The sequence below is a fragment of the Pedococcus ginsenosidimutans genome, assembly GCF_039544395.1.
GTDB classification, from domain to species: domain Bacteria; phylum Actinomycetota; class Actinomycetes; order Actinomycetales; family Dermatophilaceae; genus Pedococcus; species Pedococcus ginsenosidimutans.
The window spans coordinates 89,257-113,680 of record NZ_BAABLO010000009.1; the positions used below are offsets into that span (position 1 = coordinate 89,257).

The 24,424-nt window shown below is 72.2% G+C and carries 24 protein-coding genes; 23 read left to right on the plus strand and 1 reads right to left on the minus strand.

Annotated elements, in window-relative coordinates; genetic code table 11:
- Positions 1 to 132 precede the first annotated feature (132 nt).
- Positions 133 to 1,374: an MFS transporter gene (locus ABEA42_RS10710; protein ID WP_345503200.1), complete on the plus strand. Its 1,242-nt coding sequence runs from the start codon at positions 133 to 135 to the stop codon at positions 1,372 to 1,374.
- 131 nt (positions 1,375 to 1,505) lie between these two features.
- On the opposite strand, the gene ABEA42_RS10715 is transcribed toward ABEA42_RS10710, so the two are convergent.
- Positions 1,506 to 1,814 (minus strand): DUF1844 domain-containing protein, encoded by a 309-nt coding sequence (locus ABEA42_RS10715; RefSeq protein ID WP_425572055.1) that lies wholly within the window; start codon positions 1,812 to 1,814, stop codon positions 1,506 to 1,508.
- Between the two features lie 417 nt (positions 1,815 to 2,231).
- Between ABEA42_RS10715 and infC the strand changes: the two genes are divergently transcribed.
- The 22 genes from infC to tyrS all read left to right on the plus strand — a co-directional run bounded on the left by infC (position 2,232) and on the right by tyrS (position 24,006).
- Positions 2,232 to 2,888: a translation initiation factor IF-3 gene (gene infC, locus ABEA42_RS10720; protein ID WP_345503232.1), complete on the plus strand. Its 657-nt coding sequence runs from the start codon at positions 2,232 to 2,234 to the stop codon at positions 2,886 to 2,888.
- A gap of 83 nt (positions 2,889 to 2,971) precedes the next feature.
- Positions 2,972 to 3,166, plus strand: a complete 195-nt coding sequence (rpmI, locus tag ABEA42_RS10725; protein ID WP_345503203.1) for a 50S ribosomal protein L35 — start codon at positions 2,972 to 2,974, stop codon at positions 3,164 to 3,166.
- An 80-nt stretch (positions 3,167 to 3,246) separates the two neighbouring features.
- The gene (gene rplT / locus ABEA42_RS10730; RefSeq protein WP_345503204.1) at positions 3,247 to 3,627 is read left to right on the plus strand and encodes a 50S ribosomal protein L20; all 381 of its coding nucleotides are present in this window, start codon (positions 3,247 to 3,249) and stop codon (positions 3,625 to 3,627) included.
- A gap of 35 nt (positions 3,628 to 3,662) precedes the next feature.
- Positions 3,663 to 4,472 carry a TrmH family RNA methyltransferase gene (locus tag ABEA42_RS10735; protein ID WP_345503205.1) on the plus strand — a complete coding sequence of 270 codons (810 nt, stop codon included), beginning with the start codon at positions 3,663 to 3,665 and terminating at the stop codon, positions 4,470 to 4,472.
- 10 nt (positions 4,473 to 4,482) lie between these two features.
- Positions 4,483 to 5,601 carry a PAS domain-containing sensor histidine kinase gene (locus tag ABEA42_RS10740; RefSeq protein ID WP_345503206.1) on the plus strand — a complete coding sequence of 373 codons (1,119 nt, stop codon included), beginning with the start codon at positions 4,483 to 4,485 and terminating at the stop codon, positions 5,599 to 5,601.
- Between the two features lie 270 nt (positions 5,602 to 5,871).
- A complete protein-coding gene (gene pheS / locus ABEA42_RS10745; RefSeq protein ID WP_345503208.1) occupies positions 5,872 to 6,966 on the plus strand; it encodes a phenylalanine--tRNA ligase subunit alpha in 1,095 nt (364 codons plus the stop codon).
- Entirely contained in the window at positions 6,966 to 9,518 is a 2,553-nt protein-coding gene (pheT, locus tag ABEA42_RS10750; protein WP_345503210.1) for a phenylalanine--tRNA ligase subunit beta, read from the plus strand. Before pheS ends, pheT begins: the two co-directional genes overlap by 1 nt.
- A complete protein-coding gene (locus ABEA42_RS10755) occupies positions 9,515 to 10,261 on the plus strand; it encodes an SDR family oxidoreductase (RefSeq protein WP_345503211.1) in 747 nt (248 codons plus the stop codon). Before pheT ends, ABEA42_RS10755 begins: the two co-directional genes overlap by 4 nt.
- Positions 10,262 to 10,322: 61 nt before the next feature.
- On the plus strand, positions 10,323 to 11,366 hold the full coding sequence (argC, locus tag ABEA42_RS10760; protein ID WP_345503212.1) for an N-acetyl-gamma-glutamyl-phosphate reductase: 1,044 nt from the start codon (positions 10,323 to 10,325) through the stop codon (positions 11,364 to 11,366).
- Complete coding sequence (locus ABEA42_RS10765) at positions 11,363 to 11,773, plus strand: ACT domain-containing protein (protein ID WP_345503214.1); 411 nt, start codon at positions 11,363 to 11,365, stop codon at positions 11,771 to 11,773. The genes argC and ABEA42_RS10765 overlap by 4 nt, the downstream gene beginning before the upstream one ends.
- Positions 11,770 to 12,921, plus strand: coding sequence for a bifunctional glutamate N-acetyltransferase/amino-acid acetyltransferase ArgJ (argJ, locus tag ABEA42_RS10770; RefSeq protein WP_345503215.1), 1,152 nt, complete (start codon positions 11,770 to 11,772; stop codon positions 12,919 to 12,921). Before ABEA42_RS10765 ends, argJ begins: the two co-directional genes overlap by 4 nt.
- Positions 12,922 to 12,929: 8 nt before the next feature.
- On the plus strand, positions 12,930 to 13,874 hold the full coding sequence (gene argB / locus ABEA42_RS10775; RefSeq protein WP_345503216.1) for an acetylglutamate kinase: 945 nt from the start codon (positions 12,930 to 12,932) through the stop codon (positions 13,872 to 13,874).
- A 2-nt stretch (positions 13,875 to 13,876) separates the two neighbouring features.
- Positions 13,877 to 15,079 carry an acetylornithine transaminase gene (locus tag ABEA42_RS10780; RefSeq protein WP_345503217.1) on the plus strand — a complete coding sequence of 401 codons (1,203 nt, stop codon included), beginning with the start codon at positions 13,877 to 13,879 and terminating at the stop codon, positions 15,077 to 15,079.
- Entirely contained in the window at positions 15,076 to 16,011 is a 936-nt protein-coding gene (gene argF, locus ABEA42_RS10785) for an ornithine carbamoyltransferase (protein ID WP_345503218.1), read from the plus strand. The genes ABEA42_RS10780 and argF overlap by 4 nt, the downstream gene beginning before the upstream one ends.
- Positions 16,008 to 16,502 carry an arginine repressor gene (locus tag ABEA42_RS10790; protein ID WP_345503220.1) on the plus strand — a complete coding sequence of 165 codons (495 nt, stop codon included), beginning with the start codon at positions 16,008 to 16,010 and terminating at the stop codon, positions 16,500 to 16,502. Before argF ends, ABEA42_RS10790 begins: the two co-directional genes overlap by 4 nt.
- 40 nt (positions 16,503 to 16,542) lie before the next feature.
- Positions 16,543 to 18,012 (plus strand): argininosuccinate lyase, encoded by a 1,470-nt coding sequence (argH, locus tag ABEA42_RS10795; protein ID WP_345503222.1) that lies wholly within the window; start codon positions 16,543 to 16,545, stop codon positions 18,010 to 18,012.
- 146 nt (positions 18,013 to 18,158) lie between these two features.
- Complete coding sequence (locus ABEA42_RS10800) at positions 18,159 to 18,449, plus strand: hypothetical protein (RefSeq protein WP_345503224.1); 291 nt, start codon at positions 18,159 to 18,161, stop codon at positions 18,447 to 18,449.
- Position 18,450: 1 nt separating this feature from the next.
- The gene (locus tag ABEA42_RS10805) at positions 18,451 to 19,266 is read left to right on the plus strand and encodes a hypothetical protein (protein WP_345503225.1); all 816 of its coding nucleotides are present in this window, start codon (positions 18,451 to 18,453) and stop codon (positions 19,264 to 19,266) included.
- A 9-nt stretch (positions 19,267 to 19,275) separates the two neighbouring features.
- A complete protein-coding gene (locus tag ABEA42_RS10810) occupies positions 19,276 to 21,273 on the plus strand; it encodes a fumarate reductase/succinate dehydrogenase flavoprotein subunit (protein ID WP_345503226.1) in 1,998 nt (665 codons plus the stop codon).
- A complete protein-coding gene (locus tag ABEA42_RS10815) occupies positions 21,270 to 22,022 on the plus strand; it encodes a succinate dehydrogenase/fumarate reductase iron-sulfur subunit (RefSeq protein ID WP_345503228.1) in 753 nt (250 codons plus the stop codon). Before ABEA42_RS10810 ends, ABEA42_RS10815 begins: the two co-directional genes overlap by 4 nt.
- Positions 21,986 to 22,660, plus strand: coding sequence for a DNA-3-methyladenine glycosylase (locus tag ABEA42_RS10820; protein WP_345503230.1), 675 nt, complete (start codon positions 21,986 to 21,988; stop codon positions 22,658 to 22,660). Before ABEA42_RS10815 ends, ABEA42_RS10820 begins: the two co-directional genes overlap by 37 nt.
- Before the next feature lie 65 nt (positions 22,661 to 22,725).
- Complete coding sequence (tyrS, locus tag ABEA42_RS10825) at positions 22,726 to 24,006, plus strand: tyrosine--tRNA ligase (RefSeq protein ID WP_345503231.1); 1,281 nt, start codon at positions 22,726 to 22,728, stop codon at positions 24,004 to 24,006.
- Positions 24,007 to 24,424 lie beyond the last annotated feature (418 nt).

Consider the following 24,424-nt stretch of genomic DNA (forward strand, 5'->3'; position numbering starts at 1 on the left):
CGGTTTGCCCGCATCCGAGGCAAGTCGCTGGGGAGCTCCCGTCGAGGGTGCGTCGGGGTGCGAGGGGGACCGGTCGGTGTCAGGGGCGAAATCGGTTTGGCCGGTGTCGTGGGTCGCTGCGACAGTGGACGGGTGCAGTTCCACCGCTACCGTCGCGTCCTCGCCAACCAGGCGCTGCGCCGTGCGCTCGTCCTGGGGTTCCTCGTGCGCATGCCCATCTTCACCGGCGGGATCGTCCTCACGCTGCACGTGGTGTCCGCCCTCGGCCGCACCTATGCCGCCGCGGGCCTGGTCTCCGCGGCTGCGACCGTGGCCATCGCCGTGAGCGGGCCCTGGCGCGGCCGGCTGCTCGACCGGATGGGGCTGCGCCGCGTGGTCGTCCCGTCGCTGGTCGTCGCGGCCGGGTGCTGGTCGGTCGCGCCGTTCGTCTCCTACTGGCCGCTGCTGGTGCTGGCCTCGCTGGCCGGGCTCTTCGTCGTGCCGACCTTCTCGATCATCCGCCAGGCCATCATCGTGGCCGTCGACGAGGACGACCGCCGGACCGCCATCAGCCTCGACTCGGTGGCCGTGGAGCTGTCGTTCATGGTCGGCCCGGCGTTGGGCGTGTGGGCCGCCACGGTCTGGCCGACGCAGTGGGTCCTGTTCGGCATCCAGATGCTCGGGGTCGCCGCCGGGGTGCTGCTGTGGGTGGCCGACCCGGTCATCCGCGACGACCGCCCGGTGCTCGACGACCAGGGCGCCCCCGAGGCGGCCTCGTCGGTCGCCCGCTCGACCTGGTTCCGGCCGCCCTTCATCGTCATCTGCCTCGGGGCGACCGCGACCACGGTGGTCCTGGGCGGCTCCGACCTCGCGTTCGTCGCCGCGCTGCGCGACTTCGGCTCGACGTCCTCCATCGGCTGGGTCCTGGCGGTCTGGGGTGCCGGGTCCCTCGTCGGCGGCCTCGTCTACGGCGGACTGCACCGCTCGTTCTCCGCGTTCTGGCTGCTCGGCGGGCTCGCGGTCGTCACCGCGCCGATGGCCCTGGCGTCCGGAGCCCCCTCGCTCGCGGTGCTCGCCTTCGTCGCGGGCCTGTTCTGCGCGCCCACGATCACCGCGACCGTCGACCAGGTCAGCCGCGTCGTCCCCGCAGCCGCCCGCGGCGAGGCCATGGGGTGGCACGGCTCGTTCATGACCGCCGGTATGGCGCTCGGTGCCCCGTTGGCCGGCGCGGCCATCGACCACGTCGGGTGGGGCGCGGGGTTCCTCAGCGTGGCCGTGGTCGGGCTGGTCGTCGCCCTCGCGGGGGCCGCAGCCACGTCGGGGCGGGCCCGCCGGCACCGGGCCGACCGCGCGGGGCGTGCCGAGGAGCGCACCCGGGCCGCCGCCACCGTCTGATCTCCTTCTCGACCCCGCCTCCCCGCCCCCTCCCTCTCGGCTTTGGGTGCCGGAGCGCTCGCAGAACCGTGCGCTCCAGCACCCAATCCAGGGGTCTGGGGCTCGGGAGGGTCGGGCGGAGGTCGAGGAGGTCAGACGACGGAGCCGGTGAGCTTCTCCCCGGGGCCCTGGCCGGGCGCGTCGGGGATCACGGAGGCCTCCCGGAACGCGAGCTGCAGCGACTTCAGGCCGTCGCGCAGGGGAGCGGCGTGCTGGCTGCCCAGGTCGGGGGCGGAGGCGGTGACCAGCCCGGCGAGGGCGTTGATGAGGCGCCGGGCCTCGTCGAGGTCGAGGTGGTCCGCGGCATCGGGGCCCTCGGCCAGCCCGCACTTGACCGCCGCGGCGCTCATCAGGTGGATCGCGGCCGTGGTGATGACCTCGACGGCCGGTACCTCGGAGATGTCGCGGGTCTGCTGGGCGACCCGCTCCTGCTCGTCGTGGGGGACGTCCTGGGTGACATCCTGGGTGGCGTCGTGGGTGGTGCCGGTCGGGTGGGGATTGGCAGATTCCGTGCTCACGCTGGTAGCCTTGCAGATCGACCGGCCGTGACCACCCACGGGGTCGCCACGGGTTCGTCCCGAGGCGGTCTCACAGGGGCCACGGTGTGCAAGAGAAGCAGCACCTGCTTCCACCCGCGTCGACCACACAGGTCGCCGGGTCTCCCGGGTCACCGAGGCGTAGCCGCGGGGCGTGAGCCACGCAGGATACGGTCCTCGGGGTCCCGTGACGGAACTGGTGAGGCTTCTCGCGCGACAGCGGCGGGGAGCCTCTTCTCGTTGGGTGCGGTCGGACGTTTCCCTGACCGAAGGAGCAGCACCATCAGCGAGCCTCGCATCAACGACCGCATCCGGGTTCCGGAAGTGCGGTTGGTTGGCCCCAACGGAGAGCAGGTCGGCATCGTGCGCGTCGAGGACGCGCTGCGGCTCGCCGCCGAGGCAGACCTCGACCTCGTCGAGGTCGCCCCGATGGCCAAGCCTCCAGTCGCCAAGCTCATGGACTTCGGCAAGTTCAAGTACGAAGCCGCACTGAAGGCGCGCGAAGCGCGCAAGAACCAGGTCAACACGGTCATCAAGGAGATCAAGCTCCGCCCGAAGATCGATCCGCACGACTACGGCACCAAGAAGGGCCACGTCGAGCGCTTCCTCAAGGGTGGCGACAAGGTCAAGGTGACGATCATGTTCCGCGGTCGCGAGCAGTCGCGCCCCGAGCTGGGCTTCCGCCTGCTGCAGCGCCTGGCCGAGGACGTCCTGGAGCTGGGCACGGTCGAGTCCGCGCCCAAGCAGGACGGCCGCAACATGATCATGGTGCTGGCCCCCACGAAGAAGAAGTCCGAGGCGATGGCCGAGCAGCGCCGCGCACGGACCTCCGACGCGGGCCACGCCGCGGCCCCGGCCGACGCGCCGGAGGCAGCCCCGGCCGCCGAGACCGCTGAGGCACCCGAGGCCACGCCGGCCGACCAGGCCCCCACCACGTAGTTCCGACCACTGGCCCCGCCAGCTGGTCACGTCCCACCGGCTACACCAACACCGCTACATCAACAGCAAGGAGATCGGCAGCCATGCCGAAGATGAAGACGCACTCCGGTGCCAAGAAGCGCTTCCGGATCACCGGCAAGGGCAAGGTCATGCGCGAGCAGGCTGGCGGTCGCCACCTCCTCGAGCACAAGTCCTCGCGCTTCACCCGCTCGATCGCGAACGACGTCGAGGTGTCCAAGCCGGACTCCAAGAAGGTCAAGAAGCTCCTCGGCCGCTGAGCCGAGCCCATCCACCCCACATTGTTTGGCCGGGCTCAGCACGAAGCCTCGCAAGCAGACAGACAGCAAGGAGAACTCACGTGGCACGCGTGAAGCGGGCAGTCAACGCCCAGAAGAAGCGCCGGGTCGTCCTCGAGCGCGCCAGCGGCTACCGCGGGCAGCGCTCGCGGCTCTACCGCAAGGCCAAGGAGCAGGTCACCCACAGCCTCGGCTACGCCTACCGGGACCGTCGGGCCAAGAAGGGTGACTTCCGTCGCCTCTGGATCCAGCGCATCAACGCCGGCGCCCGCGCCAACGGCATGACCTACAACCGCTTCATCCAGGGCCTCAAGGCCGCGGAGATCGAGGTCGACCGTCGCATGCTGGCCGAGCTGGCCGTCAACGACGAGGCTGCCTTCGCCGCGCTCGTCGAGATCGCGCGCGCGAACGTCCCGGCCGTGGCCGAGACCGCGAACGCCTGATCCAGCGCGTCACCGCACCACCCGAGCGCCGGGACATGACCCCGCCGTCCTCACCCCTGACCAGCCCCCGGTCGGACAGGGTCAAGGCGGTCCGGGCCCTGTCCCGGCGCTCGGTGCGTGAGAAGACCGGCCGTTTCCTCGTCGAGGGGCCCCAGTCGGTGCGCGAGGTGGTCCGCCACCGGCCCGAGCTGGTCGTCGACCTCTACCTCACGTCCGACGCCGTCACCCGGTACGGCGAGGTCGTCGACTCCGCTCGCGCCGCCGGCCTGCACGTCCACGAGGTCTCCGCGGAGGTCCTCGGCGCGATGAGCGAGACGCCGACTCCGCAGGGGCTGGCTGCCGTCTGCCGGGTCCCCAGCGCCTCGCTCGAGGACGTCCTGGCGGCCCGTCCGCGGCTGCTGGTCCTGCTCACCCACGTCCGCGACCCCGGCAACGCCGGCACCGTCATCCGCGGTGCGGACGCCGCGGGCGCCGACGCCGTACTGGTCAGCGACGCCTCCGTCGACGTGCTCTCACCCAAGGTGGTGCGCTCCACGGCGGGTTCGCTGTTCCACCTGCCGGTCGTGACCGGGCTGCCCGTCGAGGGCACGATCGGACGGCTGCGCGAGGCGGGGATCCGGGTCCTCGCCGCCGACGGGGCGGGCACCGTCCTGCTGCCGGAGGTCGACCTCGCCCCCGCCCATGCCTGGGTCATGGGCAACGAGGCGTGGGGCCTGGAGGAGTCCGTCCGCGACGGTTGCGACGAGGTCGTCCGGGTGCCGATCCACGGCAAGGCCGAGTCGCTCAACCTCGCGATGGCCGCCACGGTCTGCCTCTACGCGTCCGCAGCAGCCCAGAGGGGCTAGGGTTCGCGCCATGGACTACCGGCCCGGCTCCATCCTCGACCCCGAACGGGCAGCCCAGGCCAGTGAGCTGCTCCCGGACGGGCTCGTCGCCGCCGAGGCCGATGCCCGCGTCAGCTTCCTCAACCGCCGCGCCACGCAGGTGCTCGGCATGCGTCGACGCGACCTGCTCGGGCGCGACATCCGCGAGGCCCTCACGCTGCGCGACAGCGACGGCACCGACTGGTGGGAGGCCACGGACCCCTGGTCCGGCCTGAACATCCGCACCGGTCACCGCGAGAAGTTCCTCATGCTCGAGGGCGGCCGCGAGGTGCTGGTCACCGCCAAGTACCTGCGTCCGGGACGCAACCAGCCGGTCAACCGGGTCCTCATCATGGTCCGCGACGCCGAGGCCAGGCGCCGGCTGGAGGCCGACCACGCCGCCCTCATCTCCACGGTCGCCCACGAGCTGCGGTCGCCCCTGACGTCGGTCAAGGGGTTCTCCTCGACCCTCCTGCGCCGCTGGGACCGCTTCACCGACGACCAGAAGCGGCTGATGATCGAGACGATCGAGGCCGACGCCGACCGCGTCACCCGCCTGATCACCGAGCTCCTGGACGTGTCGCGCATCGACGCCGGGCGGCTGCAGATCCGCCCGCAGCCCATCGACGTCGCCGCGGTGTTCGGCCGGCACGTGGAGCGCGCGGTGGCCAGCGGCCAGGACCGTGACCGCTTCCGCATCGAGGTGCCGCAGGACCTGCCCGAGGTGTGGGCCGACCCGGACCGGCTCGACCAGATCCTGTCCAACCTCATCGAGAACGCCTTCCGCCACGGTGACGGCGTGATCACGCTCGCGGCCGTCCCGTCCGAGGGCGACTCGCAGGAGGGACTGGCAGCCCGCGGCCACCACACCACCGGGGTCGACGTCGTCGTCAGCGACGAGGGCAAGGGCATCTCCACCGACCACCGCGACCTGGTCTTCAGCCGATTCTGGCACGGCTCCGGGCGCGGCAGCACCGGGCTGGGCCTGTACGTCGTCAAGGGGCTCGTGGAGGCGCACGGCGGCCAGGTACGGGTCGAGTCCGCCACCCCCAGCGGCGGGGCCCAGTTCCGCCTCACCCTGCCCTCCGAACCGCCGGACTACCTCGCGTGAGGTCGGTCGCGCCGGCAACGGGGTTGCACCGGGGGCCCGTCAGCAGCCACGCTGGGTCCATGACGCCTGCCAGCCGGCGATTTACCGCGCCTCCGGTCGCGGCCGCACGGCTGCGCTGAAGGCGTTCCCCGCCTGCCGGAGGCTGAACCCCGCCCGCACCCCAGACCGGGGTCGCCGCCGCGCGCCCCTAGACTCGGTGGGCCCGTTCCGGGCGCCGAGAGCACGCACCGCGGGTGATGTCCCGCGACCCGTGTCGACAGAGGAAAAGGCATGTCTGGACCCAACACGCAGTACGACCCCGTCGAGGTCGCCGCACTGGACCCGGCCGCGGTCGAGCAGGCCGTCACCGACGCCCTGGCCGCGATCGCCGCGGCCGACTCGCTCGACGCCCTCAAGGCCGCCCGCCTCGCCCACCAGGGTGAGAAGAGCCCCCTCGCCCTCGCCAACCGCGAGATCGGGGCGCTGCCCCCGAGCGCCAAGGCAGAGGCCGGCAAGCGCGTGGGCCAGGCCCGGGGACGCGTCGGGCAGGCGCTGGCCGCCCGCCAGGTCGAGCTCGAGGCCGAGCGCGACGCGCGGATCCTGGTCGAGGAGACCGTCGACCTGACGGTCCGCACCCCCCGCCGCCCGCTCGGCGCCCGGCACCCGATCAGCCTGGTGACCGAGCGCATCGAGGACATCTTCGTGGCGATGGGCTGGGAGATCGCCGAGGGGCCGGAGGTCGAGTCGGAGTGGCTGAACTTCGACGCCCTCAACCTCTCACCGGACCACCCCGCCCGTGGTGAGGCCGACACGTTCTTCGTCGCACCCGCGGGAAGCGGCCTCGTGCTGCGTACGCACACCTCGCCGGTGCAGATCCGGACGATGCTCGACCGCGAACCCCCCATCTACGTCCTGTGCCCGGGCAAGGTGTTCCGCACCGACGACCTCGACGCCACCCACACGCCGGTGTTCCACCAGTTCGAGGGCCTGGTCGTCGACGAGGGCATCACCATGGCCCACCTCAAGGGCGCGCTCGACGCGTTCGTGCAACGGCTGTTCGGTGACGGCATCGTCACGCGGCTGCGCCCCAACTACTTCCCCTTCACCGAGCCGAGCGCCGAGATCGACTGCCAGTGCTGGGTCTGCGGCGGCACGGACGCCTCGTGCCGCACCTGCGGCGGCACCGGCTGGATCGAGCTCGGGGGCTGCGGCATGGTCAACCAGCGGGTGCTGCGCGCAGCCGGTGTCGACCCGCAGCGCTACTCGGGCTTCGCGTTCGGCCTCGGCATCGAGCGGTCGCTCATGCTGCGCCACGGGGTCGGGGACATGCACGACATCGTCGAGGGAGACGTCCGGTTCTCCCGCCAGTTCGGAATGGAGATCTGATGCACGCGCCCGTGTCCTGGCTGCGCGAGCTGGCCGACGTGCCCGCCGACGCCACCGGTGCCGACGTCGCCGCCGCCCTCGTCCGGGTCGGGCTCGAGGAGGAGGGGTTGAGCGGTGGCGACATCAGCGGTCCCCTCGTCGTCGGCCGCGTCCTCACGGTCGAGCCCGAACCCCAGAAGAACGGCAAGACGATCAACTGGTGCACCGTCGACGTGGGCGACCACGGCCAGCGGGTCACCGAGGGCAAGGCGCAGGAGATCGTCTGCGGCGCCCACAACTTCACCGTCGGCGACCTGGTCGTGTGCGTCCTGCCCGGGGGCGTGCTGCCCGGCGGGTTCGAGATCTCGGCCCGGAAGACCTACGGCCACATCTCCAACGGCATGATCTGCTCGGCCCGCGAGCTCGGCCTCGGCGACGACCACGACGGCATCATCGTGCTCTCCGAGCTCCTCGGGGAGGACGCCGCGGCGGCGCTCGCTCCGGGTGACGACGCCATCGCCCTGCTCGGCCTGGCCGACGAGGTGGTCGAGGTCAACGTCACGCCCGACCGCGGCTACTGCTTCTCGCTGCGCGGCATCGCCCGTGAGTACGCCCTGTCGACCGGCGTCGCCTTCCGGGACCCGGCGGACCTCGCCGTCGCGCAGGGGCAGGGGGCCGGGTACCCGGTTCACCTGACCGACGACGCGCCCGTCCGGGGAGTCGTCGGGTGCGACCGCTACGTCGCCCGCGTCGTCCGTGGCGTCGACGTCGGCGCCTCCACCCCGCAGTGGATGCGCAGGCGCCTGACCCAGGTCGGCATGCGCCCGATCTCGCTGGCCGTCGACGTCACCAACTACGTCATGATGCTGCTCGGCCAGCCGCTGCACGCGTTCGACCTCCAGACGCTGTCGGGCTCGGTCGGCACCCGCCGCGCGCGGGTCGGGGAGAAGCTCACCACCCTCGACGACGTGGCCCGGGTGCTGGACCCCGAGGACCTGCTCATCGTCGACGGCTCCGACACGCCCCTCGCCATCGCGGGTGTCATGGGCGGCGAGGCCTCCGAGGTCACGTCCAACACGACCGACGTGCTCATCGAGGCGGCCCACTTCGACCCGATCTCGATCGCGCGCTCCTCGCGCCGCCACCGCCTGGTGACCGAGGCGTCCAAGCGCTTCGAACGCGGCGTCGACCCCGCGGTCGCAGCGGTGGGCGCCCAGCTGGCCGTCGACCTGCTCGTCCAGCACGGTGGGGGCACGGCCGACAGCGGGGTCACCGACGTCGGCGAGCTGCGCACCTCCGCGAGCATCGCCTTCGACACCACGCTGCCGACCCGCTACGTCGGGCTCGACTACCCGCGCGAAGAGGTGCTGTCGACGCTGCGCGCCATCGGGTGCGTCGTCGAGGAGGGCGCGACCGACGGAGCCGCCGGGGGCGAGGTCGTCACGGTGCTGCCGCCGTCCTGGCGCCCAGACCTCGCGGACGGCCCGGACCTGGTGGAGGAGGTGGCCCGCGTCCGCGGGTACGACCAGATCCCGTCCGTGCTGCCGCAGCCGAAGAACGGGCACGGCCTGTCGCACGGGCAGCGGGTGCGCCGGGTCGTCGCCACGACCTTGGCCCAGCAGGGCCTGGTCGAGGTGCTCACCTACCCCTTCGTCAGCCGTGACCTGTTCGACCGGCTCGGGTATGACGCGCAGGACCCGCGGCGACGCGCCGAGGCGCTCGTCAACCCCCTGTCCGAGGAGGCGCCGCTGATGCGCACCTCGGTGCTCGACACCCTCCAGGACGCGCTGCGGCGCAACGTCGCCCGCGGTCACCGCGACATCGCCCTCTACGAGGTGGGGCTGGTCACCGAGGGGCGTGAGACCGCCACGGAGGCGCCCGTGCCCGGTATCGAGGTGCGGCCGGACGACACGACCCTCGCGAGGATCCGTGACGCGGTGCCGGTGCAGCCGCGCCACGTCGCGATGGCGGCTGCGGGCGACGCCGAGCCGGCCGGGCCCTGGGGGCCGGCGCGGCCGTTCGACGCCTCTGACGCGGTGGCCTGGGTGCTGACCCTCGGCACGGCCCTGGGTCTCGACCTCGAGGTCGCCTCCGCCGACCGGGCACCCTGGCACCCGGGCCGCTGCGCGAGCATCTCGTTGTCCGACGGCACGCTGGTCGGGCACGCCGGCGAGCTGCACCCCAAGGTCACCGCCACCCTCGACCTGCCGGCACGCAGCGTGGCGGCCGAGGTGGACGTCGACGTCCTCATCGCCGCCACGGGGAAGCCCCACCAGGCCAGCGAGCTGTCCACCTACCCCGCGGCGCACACCGACGTGGCCCTGGTCGTGGACGAGCCCGTTCCCGCCGGTCGGGTCGAGGCCGCCCTGCGGGCCGGGGCGGGGGAGAGCCTGGAGTCGGTGCACCTGTTCGACGTCTACCGCGGCGAGCAGGTCGGCGCCGGGCGCAAGTCCCTCGCCTACCGCCTGACGTTCAGGGCAGCCGACCGGACCCTGACCACCGACGAGGTCAGTGCCCTGCGCGACGCGGCGGTGGCCGCTGCGGCGTCGGGGACCGGCGCGGTGCAGCGGTGAGCGCCGACGCTCGCCCCGTCGCCGTCGTCACCGGGGCCTCCCGCGGTATCGGGCGCCACCTGGCCGACGCGTTCGAGCAGGCCGGGTACGTCGTGGAGCGTGGCTCGAGCGCCGTCGCCGACGTGACCGACCGTGCTGCCGTCGACCGCTGGGTGGCCGACGTCGTCGAGCGTCACGGCCGTGTCGACGTCCTGGTCAACAACGCCGGCGTCATCGACACCGAGGTCCCGATCCACGAGGCCGACCCCGACGAGTGGTGGCGCACCATGGAGGTCAACGTGCTGGGGCCGTTCCTCGTCACGCGCGCGGTGCTGCCGCACATGCTCGAGGCGGGGGTGGGGCGTGTCCTCAACCTCAACAGCGGTGCCGGCGTGCGGCCGGGCGCCGTCGCGTCGGCCTACAACGCGAGCAAGACGGCGCTGGCCCGCGTGACGGGGTCGACCCAGCTCGCGGGGCAGGACCGCGGTGTCCTGGCGTTCGACCTCGCCCCGGGGGTGGTGCGGACCGACATGACCGAGGCGATGGTCGCGCACGAGGACCGGACCGAGTGGACCGACCCCGGTGAGGTGACCGCCCTGGCCCTCGCGCTGGCCTCCGGCGAGCTCGACGTCTGGGCCGGCCGCATGGTGCGCGCCGGCGTGGACACGCCTGCCTCCCTGCACGACCGTGCTGCCGGCGGGCTCGACGACGCCGACCGCACCATCACGCTCATGCCCTGGGGGGACGACGACCCCCTCGGGTGACGAGTCCACGGCGCAAGGACGCGACTGCATAAACCTGTAATGGTGTGTATAGTCATGCGTCATGGTGAGAGTGGCGGTGGCTGGTGCGAGCGGGTACGCGGGCGGGGAGGTCCTGCGTCTCCTCCTGGCCCACCCGCAGGTGGAGATCGGCGCCGTCACGGCCGCCTCGAGCGCCGGGCAGCTGCTCGGTGCGGTGCACCCGCACCTGACGCCCCTGGCCTCCCGTGTGGTCGAGGAGACCACGCCACAGACCCTGGCCGGGCACGACGTCGTCTTCCTCGCGCTGCCGCACGGCCACTCCGGCGCCCTGGCCGCCGAGCTCGGTGACGACGTCGTGGTCATCGACTGCGGTGCCGACTTCCGGCTGGCCGACGCCTCCGCGTGGGAGACCTTCTACGACACCCCGCACGCCGGCACCTGGGCCTACGGGCTGCCCGAGCTGCCCGTCGCTGGCGGCGACCGGCAGCGAGGGGCGATCCTCGGACAGACCCACGTCGCCGTACCGGGCTGCTACCCGACCGCGGTGTCACTCGCGCTGGCCCCCGGCTTCGCCGCCGGGCTGCTCGGCAGCGAGGGTGTGGTGGTCGTCGCCGCGTCCGGCACCTCCGGTGCCGGCAAGGCGCTCAAGCCGCACCTGCTCGGGGCCGAGGTCATGGGTGCCATGTCGCCCTACGGCGTCGGGGGCACCCACCGCCACACCCCCGAGATCGAGCAGAACCTCACCGCGGCAGCGGGAGTCCCGGTGACGGTGTCGTTCACGCCGACCCTGGCGCCCATGCCCCGCGGCATCCTCGCCACGTGCACGGCGCCGCTCGCGGAGGGTGCCGACCCGGCTGCTGTGCGCGCAGCCTGGGAGGACGCGTACGCCGACGAGCCGTTCGTCCACGTCCTGCCGCAGGGGACCTGGCCGTCCACGGGCAGCGTCCTGGGCAGCAACCTCGTGCACCTCCAGGTGGGCGTGGACGAACGCGTGGGGAGGGTGGTCGTCGTGGCCGCGGTCGACAACCTCACCAAGGGCACGGCGGGTGCAGCGGTGCAGTGCATGAACCTCGTGCTCGGTCTGCCCGAGACGACCGGCCTGCCCGTGGCGGGGGTGGCGCCGTGAGCCTGCCGCTGCACCTCATGAGGCACGACCAGGATGTCGCCTTCGTCCGCCTGCCGGCGGGGGAGGAGCCGTCGTGGGACTGGCGCACCGGCCCGCTGGCGTCCATCACCTACACCGACAGCGAGACCTCGCTGGTGTCCGCGTTCGACACCCTCCCCGAGGGGGTCCGGCGCCAGGGCCCGCTCACGGCCTTCGAGATCGCCGGACCCCTGGACTTCACCATGGTCGGTGTCCTCTCGGGCCTGCTGGAACCGTTGGCCCGCAAGGGAATCAGCATCCTGGCCCTGTCCACCTACGACACCGACTGGATCCTGGTCGACAGCGAGCGGGCGGACGACGCCGCCGACACCTGGCGACGCGGGGGCAACACCGTCGCGCCGGCACGCCTTTCCGGGGGTGCGTCGTGAGCATCACCGCGCCACAAGGGTTCCGGGCTGCTGGGGTGGCCGCCGGCCTCAAGGCCAGCGGTGCCCCGGACCTCGCCCTGGTGGTCAACGACGGTCCCGACCACCACGGTGCCGCGGTGTTCACGAGCAACCGCGTCGAGGCTGCCCCCGTGACGTGGTCGCGCCAGGCCTGCCTCGACGGCAGGGTCGACGCGGTCGTCCTCAACTCCGGGGGCGCGAACGCGTGCACGGGAGCCCAGGGCTTCGCCGACACCCACGCCACGGCTGAGCACGTGGCGGGCGCGCTCGGGGTCGCCTCGCACGACGTCGCCGTCTGCTCCACCGGCCTCATCGGCGAGCTGCTTCCCATGCCCAAGGTGCTGGCCGGGGTGGACGCCGTCGTCGAGGCGCTGCGCACGGACGGCGGCGAGGACGCCGCGGTGGCCATCCGCACCACCGACACCGTGCACAAGCAGGCGGTCGCCCATCGCGACGGCTGGACGGTCGGGGGCATGGCCAAGGGGGCGGGCATGCTGGCCCCGGCGCTGGCCACGATGCTCGTCGTGGTCACCACCGACGCCGTGGTGGGCGAGGGGGTCCTCGACGGCGTACTGCGTGCGGCCACGGCGGTGACGTTCGACCGGGTCGACTCCGACGGGTGCCAGTCCACCAACGACACCGTCCTGCTGCTCGCCTCGGGAGCCTCCGGGGTCGCCCCCGGACGCGACGAGCTCGCCGCTGCCGTCACCGAGGTGTGTGCCGACCTCGCCCGCCAGCTGGTCGCCGACGCGGAGGGCGCCCACCACGACATCGCCATCGAGGTGGTCGGCGCCGCCAGCGAGGCCGATGCCCTCGAGGTCGCCCGCTCGGTCGCGCGCAACAACCTGTTCAAGTGCGCGGTGTTTGGCAACGACCCCAACTGGGGCCGGGTCCTCGCGGCGGTCGGCACGACGCGGGCGGAGTTCGACCCGTACGCCCTCGACGTCTCCATGAACGGTGTGCAGGTCTGCCGCTCCGGGGGAGTCGGGGAGGACCGGGCGCTGGTGGACCTCACGGGCCGCGAGGTGCACGTCCTCGTCGACCTCCACGCCGGTGCCGAGTTCGCGACGATCTGGACCAACGACCTGACCCACGACTACGTCCACGAGAACTCGGCCTACTCCAGCTGAAGGAAGACATGCCTCCGTCCCCGAGCACCATCCGTGGCCACATCGGCGCGGCCGCCCTGCGCGTCGCCCAGGGCAAGGCGCAGACCCTGGTCGAGGCGCTGCCGTGGCTGGAGCGTTTCCGCGGGGCCCTCGTCGTCGTCAAGTACGGCGGCAACGCCATGGTCGACGACACGCTCAAGGCCGCCTTCGCCCAGGACGTGGCTTTCCTCCGCTACGCGGGCCTGCGCCCGGTCGTGGTCCACGGCGGTGGGCCCCAGATCGCGCAGATGCTCGAGCGGCTGGGGCTGCGCAGCGAGTTCGTCTCAGGGCTCCGGGTGACGACCCCGGAGGTGATGGACGTCGTCCGCATGGTGCTCACCGGGCAAGTGGGTCGCGAGCTGGTCGGCCTGCTCAACCAGCACGGCCCGGTCGCCGTGGGGCTCTCGGGCGAGGACGCCGGGCTGTTCGGCGCGCGCCGCCGCGGCACCGTCGTCGACGGCGAGGAGTTCGACCTCGGCCTCGTGGGAGACGTCGTCACGGTCGACCCGGGTGCGGTGCAGGACATCCTCGACGCCGGACGCATCCCCGTGGTGTCGACGGTCGCCCCCGACCTCGACGTCGACGGCCAGGTCCTCAACATCAACGCCGACACCGCGGCCGCCGCCCTCGCCGTCGCGCTGGGGGCGCACAAGCTCGTCATGCTCACCGACGTCGAGGGCATCTACGCCGACTGGCCGGACCCCGACTCCCTGCTGTCCTCCCTGCCCGTGAGCGAGGCGCGAGAGCTGCTGGGCCGCGTCGACGCCGGCATGATCCCCAAGCTCGAGGCCTGTGTCCGCGCCGTCGACGAGGGAGTGCCCCAGGCCCACGTCATCGACGGACGGCAGCCGCACTCCCTGCTGCTGGAGGTGTTCACCTCCGAGGGGATCGGCACCATGGTGGTGCCCGATGCCGACACGGAAGGCGACCGGTGACCATGACCCACAACGACGAGCTCCTCGCGCGCTACGAGTCCTCCGTCCTGGGGGTGTTCGGGCGCCCGCCGCTCGTGCTCTCGCACGGCGACGGCTGCTACGTCTGGGACGTCGACGGGCACCGCTACCTCGACCTGGTGGGCGGCATCGCCGTCAACGCACTGGGCCACGGGCACCCGGCCCTCGTCAGCGCGGTCAGCAAGCAGGCCGGCGAGGCCATCCACATCTCCAACCTGTTCACGTCCCCGGCCCAGATCGCCCTCGCGGAGAGGCTCCTCGGCATCGCCGGGGCCCCCGAGGGCTCGCGGGTCTTCTTCGCCAACTCCGGTGCCGAGGCCATCGAGGCGGCCATCAAGCTCAGCCGGCGCACGGGCCGCACCGGCATCGTCGCCGCCGAGGGCGCCTTCCACGGGCGCACGACGGGGGCGCTGGCCCTCACCCACAAGGCGGCCTACCGGGAGCCCTTCACCCCCCTTCTGCCCGGGGTCTCGCACGTCCCGTACGGCGACGAGGAGGCGCTGCGCGCCGCGGTGGGGCCCGAGACCGGCGCGGTCGTCCTCGAGCCGGTGCAGGGTGAGGCCGGGGTCCTCGATGGCGGTGCGGCCTACCTGCGCCTGGCCCGCGAGCTGACCTCGGCGGCCGGCGCGCTGCTGGTGCTCGACGAGATCCAGACGGGTATCGGGCGCACCGGCACGTGGTTCGCGTTCCAGCAGGCCGGGGTGGTGCCCGACGCCATCACCGTGGCCAAGGGCCTCGGCGGGGGCGTGCCGGTCGGAGCCCTCGTGACCTTCGGTCCCGAGGTGTCGGGGCTGCTCACGGCGGGCCAGCACGGCTCGACCTTCGGCGGCAACCCCCTCGCCGCGGCGGCAGGGCTCGCGGTGATCGACACGATCGAGTCGGAGGGGTTGCTCGCCCACGCGGCCCTGGCGGGCGAGCACCTCGCCGAGGCGGTGGCCGCGCTGCACCACCCGCTGGTCAGCGGGGTGCGGGGCCGTGGGCTGCTCCGCGCGATCACGTTGACGGCCCCGGTGGCGGCACAGGTCGCTGCCTCGGCGCGCGACGCCGGCTTCATCGTCAACCCCGTGGCCCCCGACGCCCTGCGACTGGCCCCGCCACTCGTCGTCACCCTCGAGCAGCTCGACACGTTCGTCGCCGCCCTGCCCGGCCTGCTCGACGCCACCACCGCCCCCGAGGAGACCTCGTGACCAGACACTTCCTGCGCGACGACGACCTAAGCGCCGAGGAGCAGGCCCTGGTCCTGCAGCGTGCTCTCGAGCTGAAGGCGGCGCCGTACTCCCGTCGCCCGCTGGAGGGCCCGCGCACGGTCTCGGTGGTCTTCGACAAGCCCACGCTGCGCACCCAGGTGTCGTTCGCCGGCGCCATCAGCGCGCTCGGGGGCCTGCCGCTGGTCGTCGACGGCAACCTCGCCCAGATCGGCACGCGGGAGTCGATCGCCGACGTCGCGCGCGTCCTCGGTCCGCAGTCCGCCGCGGTCGTCTGGCGCACCCACGGCCAGGACCGCATCGAGGAGATGGCCCGGTATACCGGTGTCCCGGTCGTCAACGCCCTCACCGACGACTTCCACCCGTGCCAGATCCTCGCGGACCTGCTGACCGTCACCGAGCACAAGGGCCGCACCGCCGGCCTGACGCTGGCCTACGTCGGCGACGGGGCCAACAACATGGCGCACTCCTACCTCCTGGGCTGCGCCCTCGCCGGCATGCACGTCCGCGTCGGCACGCCCGCCGCGCACCAGCCCCAGCCGGCCGTCCTCGCCCGCGCCCAGGAGATCGCGGCGGCACAGGGCGGCTCGGTCCAGGTCACCGACGACCCGCAGGCCGCGGTGGCCGGCGCCGACGTCGTCGTCACCGACACCTGGGTCTCCATGGGCAGGGAGCAGGAGAAGGGGGCGCGCCAGGGCGCGGCCAGCCCCTTCGTCCCGTTCGCCGTCACCGAGGAGCTCATGGCCGGTGCGGCGGTCGACGCGATCTTCCTGCACTGCCTGCCGGCCTACCGCGGCACCGAGGTCGAGGCCGCCGTCATCGACGGGCCCCAGTCCGTGGTCTGGGACGAGGCGGAGAACCGCCTGCACGCCCAGAAGGCACTGCTGTCCTTCCTCCTCGAGGGCCCGGCGTGACCATCGCCGCGACACGCACCGGACGCCAGCGCCGCATCGTCGAGCTGCTCGGGCGCCACGAGGTCCGCTCCCAGGGCGACCTGCTCGGGCTGCTCGCGCAGGACGGCATCGAGGTCACCCAGGCGACCCTGTCGCGCGACCTGCTCGACCTCGGCGCGGTCAAGGTGCGCTCGGGGCGGGCGCTCGTGTACGCCGTGCCGGGGGAGGGTGGGGACCGCACCGCCCGCCCTGCGCCCGACGGCAGCGAGGTGAGCGCCCGGCTCCGTCGGGTGTGCGAGGAGCTGCTCGTGACCGCCGAGCCCTCGCACAACCTGGTGGTCCTGCGCACGCCGCCCGGTGCCGCGAGCTTCCTCGCCTCTGCCCTCGACCACGCCGCCCTCCCGGGGGTGCTCGGCACCATCGCCGGCGACGACACCATCATGGTGATCACGACCGGCGCCCAGGCGAGCAGGAGCACCGCGTCCGCCCTGCTGGCCCTCGCCAGCGACTGACGCCCACCAGACCCGTACCCCACCCCAGCCAGGAGCCCTCGTGACCCCCGACAGCCACACCACTCCCGACACCGGCGCCGCGCCGGCGCACTCGCGGGTCAGCCTGTGGGGTGGACGCTTCGCCGGGGGCCCCGCCGACGCGCTGGCGGCCCTGAGCAAGTCCACGCACTTCGACTGGAGGCTTGCTCCCTACGACATCGCCGGCTCGCGGGCCCACGCCCGGGTGCTGCACGCGGCGGGCCTGCTCGACGACGCCACGCTCAAGGCGATGCTCGCCGGGCTCGCCCGGCTGCTGGCCGACGTCAAGTCCGGGGCCTTCGCACCCGCCGAGGACGACGAGGACGTCCACACCGCGCTGGAGCGCGGCCTCATCGAGCGCGCCGGGGCCGACGTGGGGGGCCGCCTGCGGGCCGGCCGTTCGCGCAACGACCAGGTCGCCACGCTCTTCCGGATGTACCTGCGCGACCACGCCCGGGTGGTGGCCGCACTGGTGCTCGACGTCGTCGACGCGCTGGTGTCCCAGGCGACCCGCCACGCCGGCGTCGCGATGCCCGGCCGGACCCACCTCCAGCACGCTCAGCCCGTCCTGCTCGGCCACCACCTGCTGGCCCACGCGTGGGCGCTCCTGCGGGACGTGCAGAGGCTGCAGGACTGGGACGTCCGGGCGGCGGTCTCGCCCTACGGCTCGGGCGCCCTCGCGGGGTCCTCGCTCGGGCTCGACCCGCAGGCCGTGGCCACCGACCTCGGCTTCCCCACGTCGGTCGAGAACTCCATCGACGGCACCGCGTCGCGGGACTTCGTCGCCGAGCTTGCTTTCGTCGCCGCCATGACCGCCGTCGACGTCTCGCGGCTGGCCGAGGAGGTCGTGCTGTGGGCGACCAAGGAGTTCTCGTTCGTCACGCTCGACGACGCCTACTCCACCGGGTCGAGCATCATGCCGCAGAAGAAGAACCCCGACGTCGCCGAGCTGGCGCGGGGCAAGGCCGGCCGGCTCGTCGGTGACCTCGCCGGGCTCCTCACGACGCTCAAGGCGCTGCCGCTGGCCTACAACCGCGACCTGCAGGAGGACAAGGAACCGGTCTTCGACGCCGTCGACACCCTCGAGGTCCTGCTGCCGGCCTTCAGCGGCATGGTCGAGACCATGCGGTTCGACACCGAGCGGCTGGCCTCCCTGGCGCCGCAGGGGTTCTCGCTCGCGACCGACGTCGCCGAGTGGCTCGTCCGCGAGGGGGTGCCGTTCCGCGTCGCCCACGAGGTGGCGGGCGCCTGCGTGCGCGAGTGCGAGGCCCGCGGTATCGAGCTGTGGGACCTCACCGACGCGGACCTCGCCGCGATCTCGGAGCACCTCACCCCCGGGGTGCGCGACGTGCTGAGCGTCGAGGGGTCCCTCGCGTCCCGCGACGCCAAGGGCGGCACCGCGCCGGTCCGGGTGGCCGAGCAGCTCGAGCGGGTGCGCGAGCAGGTCGCCTCCGTGCGGGACTGGGCGGCGACCCCCATCCCCGTGCGCTGACTCGGCGACCCCCATCGCTGTGCGCTGACGTGGCGGCCGCCGAGATCCATTCGGCGGAGTGCCACGATTTCGGGCTGCCTTCGCGCTAGGTTCGGTGACGTGGGTCACAGTCGACCCGCCTCGACCTCCGCGACAAGGACGGTGCCATGGGTGTCAGCGACGACCTCACAGCGGCTGCGGGTCACGTGGCCGGACTGCGACGCGCGGTGACCGCGCTCACCAAGGAGCTCGGCAACACCCTCGACCTGCAACGGCTGCGAGACGACGTCGTGCGCCTCGCCGACGACGTCGACCTCGTGGCCCGCGGCGCGGGCATCGGCTCGCAGGACCGTGCCGGCGGTCCGGGCGAGATCGTCTTCATCCCCGACGAGGACTACGACCCGGCGCTGTGGTCGGACGCCGAGGACGAGGGCGTCGGCCCGTCGCGAGGCCACTGAGGTGTCGCAGGCCCCCTTCAGCGGAGGCGTCCACGCCCCGGGTCGGGCCAGGGTCGCGGCGCGCACCCTGCGCGAGGACCGCTGGTGGCTGCAGCCCCTCGTCACGTTCGCCTGCTTCACGGCGTGGCTGCTCTACGGCCTGGTCCGCGCCAGCCTCCAGAAGGACTACTTCGTCGCGGACTACGGCTACCTCACGCCGTTCTACTCGCCGTGCCTGTCGACGTCGTGCGAGCCCGGCTCCGCCCACTTCGGCACCCCGTTCGGCGAGTGGCCGGCCCTGATCCCCTTCGCGGCCCTGACGCTGCCGTTCCTGCTGCTGTTCCGGTTGACCTGCTACTACTACCGCAAGGCCTACTACCGCTCGTTCTGGATGAGCCCGCCGGCCTGTGCGGTCCCCGAGGCCCACCGCGAGTACTCGGGGGAGACCCGCTTCCCGCTGGTCATGCAGAACCTCCACCGCTACTTCTTCTACGCCGCGGTGCTCATCTCCCTCATCAACACCTACGACGTCCTGCACGCCTTCCGCGGCAGGGACGGCGGCTTCGGGCTCGGCCTCGGCACGCTCATCCTGCTCGCGAACGTCGTCCTGCTGTGGTGCTACACGCTGGGGTGCCACTCCTGCCGCAACATCGTCGGCGGTCGCCTCAACCACTTCAGCAGGCACCCGTTGCGCTACAAGGCCTGGGGCCTGGTCGGCAAGCTCAACGCGCGCCACATGACCTTCGCCTGGGTGACCCTGGGCAGCCTCGTGGTCACCGACGCCTACATCGCCCTGGTCTCCGCCGGGACGATCTCCGACCTGCGGATCATCAACTAGGGAGCGCGTGTGACCGACCTCCGAGGCCCGACGCACGGCCCCACGCCCGGCTCCGCCGACGGCTCCGCGAACCACTCGCCGTCCGACGAGAGCCTCGAGCGCCACGAGTACGACGTGGTCGTCATCGGCGCCGGTGGTGCCGGCCTGCGGGCGGCGATCGAGGCGCGCGAGCAGGGGCTGCGGGTCGCGGTGATCTGCAAGAGCCTCTTCGGCAAGGCGCACACCGTCATGGCCGAGGGCGGCATCGCGGCGTCGATGGGCAACGCCAACGAGAAGGACAGCTGGCAGGTCCACTTCCGCGACACGCTGCGCGGGGGGAAGTTCCTCAACAACCCGCGGATGGCCGAGCTGCACGCCAAGGAGGCACCCCAGCGGGTGTGGGAGCTCGAGACCTACGGTGCCCTGTTCGACCGGACCGCGGACGGCCGCATCAGCCAGCGCAACTTCGGTGGCCACGAGTACCCGCGCCTCGCCCACGTCGGCGACCGCACCGGGCTCGAGCTCATCCGCACCCTGCAGCAGAAGGTCGTGAGCCTCCAGCAGCAGGACCGCCGCGAGACCGGCGACTACGAGTCGCGCCTGCGGGTCTTCGCCGAGCTCACCGTCACCGAGATCCTCAAGGACGCCTCGGGAGCCGTGTCGGGCGCGTTCGGCTACTGGCGCGAGTCCGGCCGGTTCGTGCTCTTCTCGGCCCCGGCGGTGATCCTGGCGACCGGCGGCATCGGGAAGTCCTTCAAGGTCACCAGCAACTCCTGGGAGTACACCGGTGACGGCCACGCCCTGGCCCTGCGCGCGGGCGCTGCTCTCATCAACATGGAGTTCATCCAGTTCCACCCGACGGGCATGGTCTGGCCGCCCTCGGTCAAGGGCATCCTGGTCACCGAGTCGGTGCGCGGGGACGGGGGAGTGCTGCGCAACTCCGACGGCAAGCGCTTCATGTTCGACTACGTCCCCGACGTGTTCCGCGGCCAGTACGCCGACTCCGAGGAGGAGGCGGACCGGTGGTACGACGACCCGGACAACAACAAGCGGCCGCCCGAGCTGCTGCCCCGTGACGAGGTGGCTCGTGCCATCAACAACGAGGTGAAGGAGGGACGCGGGTCACCGCACGGCGGCGTGTTCCTCGACGTCTCGACGCGGCTGCCGGCCGAGGAGATCATCCGCCGGCTGCCGTCGATGCACCACCAGTTCAAGGAGCTCGCAGACGTCGACATCACGGCCGAGCCGATGGAGGTCGGCCCCACCTGCCACTACGTCATGGGTGGTGTCGAGGTCGACGCCGACACCGCGGCGACGGCCGTGCCCGGGCTCTACGCCGCCGGTGAGGTGGCCGGCGGGATGCACGGTTCCAACAGGCTCGGTGGCAACAGCCTCTCGGACCTGCTCGTCTTCGGCCGCAGGGCCGGGCTCGGTGCGGCCGAATACGTTGCGGGACTTGGTGGTTCGCGCCCCTCGGTCAGTGACGCGGATGCACGGGCCTCGCTGGCGACGGCGCTGGCGCCCTTCCGCGCGGCCTCGGACAACCCCTACGCACTGCACAGCGAGATGCAGCAGAAGATGAACGACCTCGTGGGCATCATCCGCAGGGAGGGCGAGGTCCGCGAGGCGCTGGAGGTCCTCGACGAGCTGGACGAGCGCGCGAAAGGCGTCGGGGTGCAAGGGGGTCGCGCCTTCAACCCGGGGTGGCACCTCGCCCTCGACCTGCGCAACATGCTCGCGGTCTGCAGGTGCGTGGCGCTCGCCGCCCTGGAGCGCACCGAGTCGCGGGGCGGGCACACCCGCGAGGACTTCCCGGGCATGGACCCGAAGTGGCGTGGCGTCAACCTCGTCTGCACGCTCGAGGGCGACGGCGTCACCCTGCGCCACCAGCCGGTCCCGGAGATCCGCCAGGACCTGCTCGAGCTCTTCGAGCGCAGCGAGCTGGCCAAGTACCTCACCGAGGCCGAGCTCGTCCGCCGGGACGGGCCGGCTGCAGTGCACCAGGCCGATGACGGGAGCGGGGCATGAGCTACGACGCGAGGTTCAAGGTGTGGCGCGGCGACGCCGACGGGGGTGACCTCCAGGACTTCACCGTGGAGGTCAACGAGGGTGAGGTCGTACTCGACATCATCCACCGGCTGCAGGCGACCCAGGCACCCGACCTCGCGGTGCGGTGGAACTGCAAGGCCGGCAAGTGCGGGTCGTGCAGCGCGGAGGTCAACGGCCGTCCGCGGCTGCTCTGCATGACCCGGATGAGCACCTTCGAGGAGAGCCAGACCATCACGGTGACGCCGCTGCGGACCTTCCCGGTGCAGCGCGATCTCGTGACCGACGTGTCGTTCAACTACCAGAAGGCCCGCGAGGTGCAGGCGTTCTCGCCGCCGGAGGACCTGCAGCCGGGCGACTACCGCATGCAGCAGGTCGACGTGCAGCGCAGCCAGGAGTTCCGCAAGTGCATCGAGTGCTTCCTGTGCCAGGACGTCTGCCACGTCGTGCGTGACCACGAGGACAACAAGCAGGCGTTCGCCGGGCCGCGGTTCCTCATGCGGGTCGCCGAGCTCGACATGCACCCGCTCGACACCGCCGACCGGCGCCCGGCAGCCCGGGAGCAGCACGGCCTCGGCTACTGCAACATCACCAAGTGCTGCACCGAGGTCTGCCCCGAGCACATCAAGATCACCGACAACGCGCTCATCCCCCTGAAGGAGCGCGTGGTCGACCGTCACTACGATCCCGTGGTGTGGCTGGGCAACAAGATCCGTCGTCGCAAGGACTGACCGACGTCCCGCGCGGTGAGCGCCTGCCACGGTCGTTCTTCGCCCGAGACGTCCTCACCGTGGCGCCGGAGCTGCTCGGCGCGACCGTGTCGCACGGCGGCGTCACCGTCCGTCTCACCGAGGTCGAGGCGTACGCGGGGGAGGCGGACCCGGGCTCGCACGCGTTCCGGGGTCCCACGCCCCGTACCGAGGTGATGTTCGGCCCGGCCGGCCACCTCTACGTCTACTTCACCTACGGCATGCACTGGTGCGCCAACATCGTCTGCGGCACGCAGGGGAGTGCCAGCGCGGTGCTGCTGCGTGCCGGCGAGGTGGTCGACGGTGAGGACGTCGCCGCCGTGCGACGGGAGGGGGTACGCCGTCGCGACTGGGCCCGTGGACCGGCCCGGCTCGCGACCACCCTGGGCCTCGACGGGGCGCTGACGGGGGCCGACGCGTGCTCGCCCGATGCGGCGGTCGCCTTCCACGCCCCGGCCTCGGAGGTCGCCCCGACCGCGGTGCACAGCGGACCACGGGTGGGGGTGGCAGGGGCCGGGGGCGACGCGCTCGCGCACCCCTGGCGCTTCTGGCTGGCCGACGAGCCGAGCGTCTCGGTGTACCGGCCGGCGAAACCCCGTCCACGTCGGACGTCCTCATAGGGCAGGCTGTGCTCGTGCCCGCAGGCCCCGCGGGCCTCCACGACCGGACAAGGAGAACCCACACCGTGAGCGACATCCTCGACGAGCTGCAGTGGCGAGGGCTGGTGGCGCAGACCACCGACGAGTCCGCGCTGCGCAAGGCACTCGCCGACGGGCCGATCACGGCGTATTGCGGGTTCGACCCCACGGCCCCGTCGCTGCACTTCGGCAACCTCGTGCAGCTCGTGGTCATGCGCCACCTGCAACGGGCCGGCCACCGGATCATCTGCCTCGTGGGCGGGTCGACGGGCCTCATCGGTGACCCGCGGCCGTCGTCCGAGCGCGTCCTCAAGACCAAGGAGCAGACGGCCGAGTGGGTCGCCCGCATCCAGGCACAGGTGCGCCCCTTCCTCGACTTCGAGGGCGACAACGCCGCGGTCATGGTCAACAACCTCGACTGGACGGCCCCCATGTCGGCCCTGGACTTCCTGCGCGACATCGGGAAGCACTTCCGGGTCAACCAGATGGTGAAGAAGGACGCGGTCGCCGCACGGCTGGGCAGCGACGAGGGTATCTCCTACACCGAGTTCAGCTACCAGATCCTCCAGGGACTGGACTTCCTCCAGCTCTACCGCGACTACGGCTGCACGCTGCAGACCGGTGGGCAGGACCAGTGGGGCAACCTCACCGCCGGCTCGGACCTGATCCACCGGGTGGAGGGCAGGTCGGTGCACCTGCTGACCACCCCGCTCATCACCGACGCGTCCGGGACCAAGTTCGGCAAGAGCGAGGGCAACGCCATCTGGCTCAGCGCCGAGATGACCAGCCCGTACGCCTTCTACCAGTACTGGATCAATGTCGAGGACGCCTCGGTCGTCAAGCTCCTCAAGGTGTTCACCGACCGCAGCCCGGAGGAGATCGCCCGGCTCGAGCAGTCCCTGGCGGAGAAGCCGTTCCTGCGGGAGGCGCAGAAGGCGCTCGCCGCGGACGTCACGACCCTCGTCCACGGGGCAGCGGCCACCACCGCCGTCCAGGCGGCGTCGGAGGCGCTGTTCGGGAAGGGCGACGTCACCGCGCTGGACGCGCGCACGCTGGCCGACGCGACCGGCGAGCTGCCCGGGGGAGAGGTGTCCGTGGGGACGTCGGTCACGGATGCCCTCGTCGCCGTCGGCCTCGTCGACTCCCGCAACGCCGCGCGGCGGGCCATCGGGGACGGCGGGGCCTCCCTCAACAACGTCAAGCTGTCCGACCCCGAGCAGCTGCTCGGAGAGGGCGACTTCCTGCACGGCCAGGTGGCGCTGCTGCGACGGGGGCGCAAGTCCCTGGCGGCCGCGCGCCAGGCGCCCGGAGGGGCCGCAGCCCGCTGACCTGCGGATTTGTCTTTCGCGTCGAGTCCCGTCTAATGTTCTCGACGTCAGCCCGACAGGGAGGAACGGACACCACCGCGGTCACCACCGCGAAGAAGGCCGGTCCCGGGGCTGAACCCCACATGCAGTACAGTGCTTCTCCGGCGCACTTCGATGCGCTGGTCAGCAAGAACGTGGGGGCTTTCCACCACGGTTTTCCCGCCGCGAAGCGGATTTGGGAAAACGAAGACGGAAAGCATACGATTGAGGGGTTGCCCCGGAGGCTTCGCACGAAAGCGAAACCGATGGTGTGCGTCCGATCCTTGAGAACTCAACAGCGTGTCAAAAATCGATGCCAATTACCTCGTCTCTGGGGTGCCGGCTGCATGGCCTTTCTGGTTGTGGGTTGGTGTTCTGGAACGAAAATCCTTTGGTTGAA

What these genes read in the sequence shown, in the direction of transcription:
- ABEA42_RS10815 (WP_345503228.1), top strand. Translation starts at nt 21,270, where the DNA reads ATGAGCTACGACGCGAGGTTCAAGGTGTGGCGCGGCGACGCCGACGGG.
- ABEA42_RS10740 (WP_345503206.1), top strand. Translation starts at nt 4,483, where the DNA reads ATGGACTACCGGCCCGGCTCCATCCTCGACCCCGAACGGGCAGCCCAG.
- pheS (WP_345503208.1), top strand. Translation starts at nt 5,872, where the DNA reads ATGTCTGGACCCAACACGCAGTACGACCCCGTCGAGGTCGCCGCACTG.
- pheT (WP_345503210.1), top strand. Translation starts at nt 6,966, where the DNA reads ATGCACGCGCCCGTGTCCTGGCTGCGCGAGCTGGCCGACGTGCCCGCC.
- argB (WP_345503216.1), top strand. Translation starts at nt 12,930, where the DNA reads ATGCCTCCGTCCCCGAGCACCATCCGTGGCCACATCGGCGCGGCCGCC.
- ABEA42_RS10800 (WP_345503224.1), top strand. Translation starts at nt 18,159, where the DNA reads ATGGGTGTCAGCGACGACCTCACAGCGGCTGCGGGTCACGTGGCCGGA.
- rpmI (WP_345503203.1), top strand. Translation starts at nt 2,972, where the DNA reads ATGCCGAAGATGAAGACGCACTCCGGTGCCAAGAAGCGCTTCCGGATC.
- ABEA42_RS10735 (WP_345503205.1), top strand. Translation starts at nt 3,663, where the DNA reads ATGACCCCGCCGTCCTCACCCCTGACCAGCCCCCGGTCGGACAGGGTC.
- ABEA42_RS10780 (WP_345503217.1), top strand. Translation starts at nt 13,877, where the DNA reads ATGACCCACAACGACGAGCTCCTCGCGCGCTACGAGTCCTCCGTCCTG.
- argC (WP_345503212.1), top strand. Translation starts at nt 10,323, where the DNA reads ATGGTGAGAGTGGCGGTGGCTGGTGCGAGCGGGTACGCGGGCGGGGAG.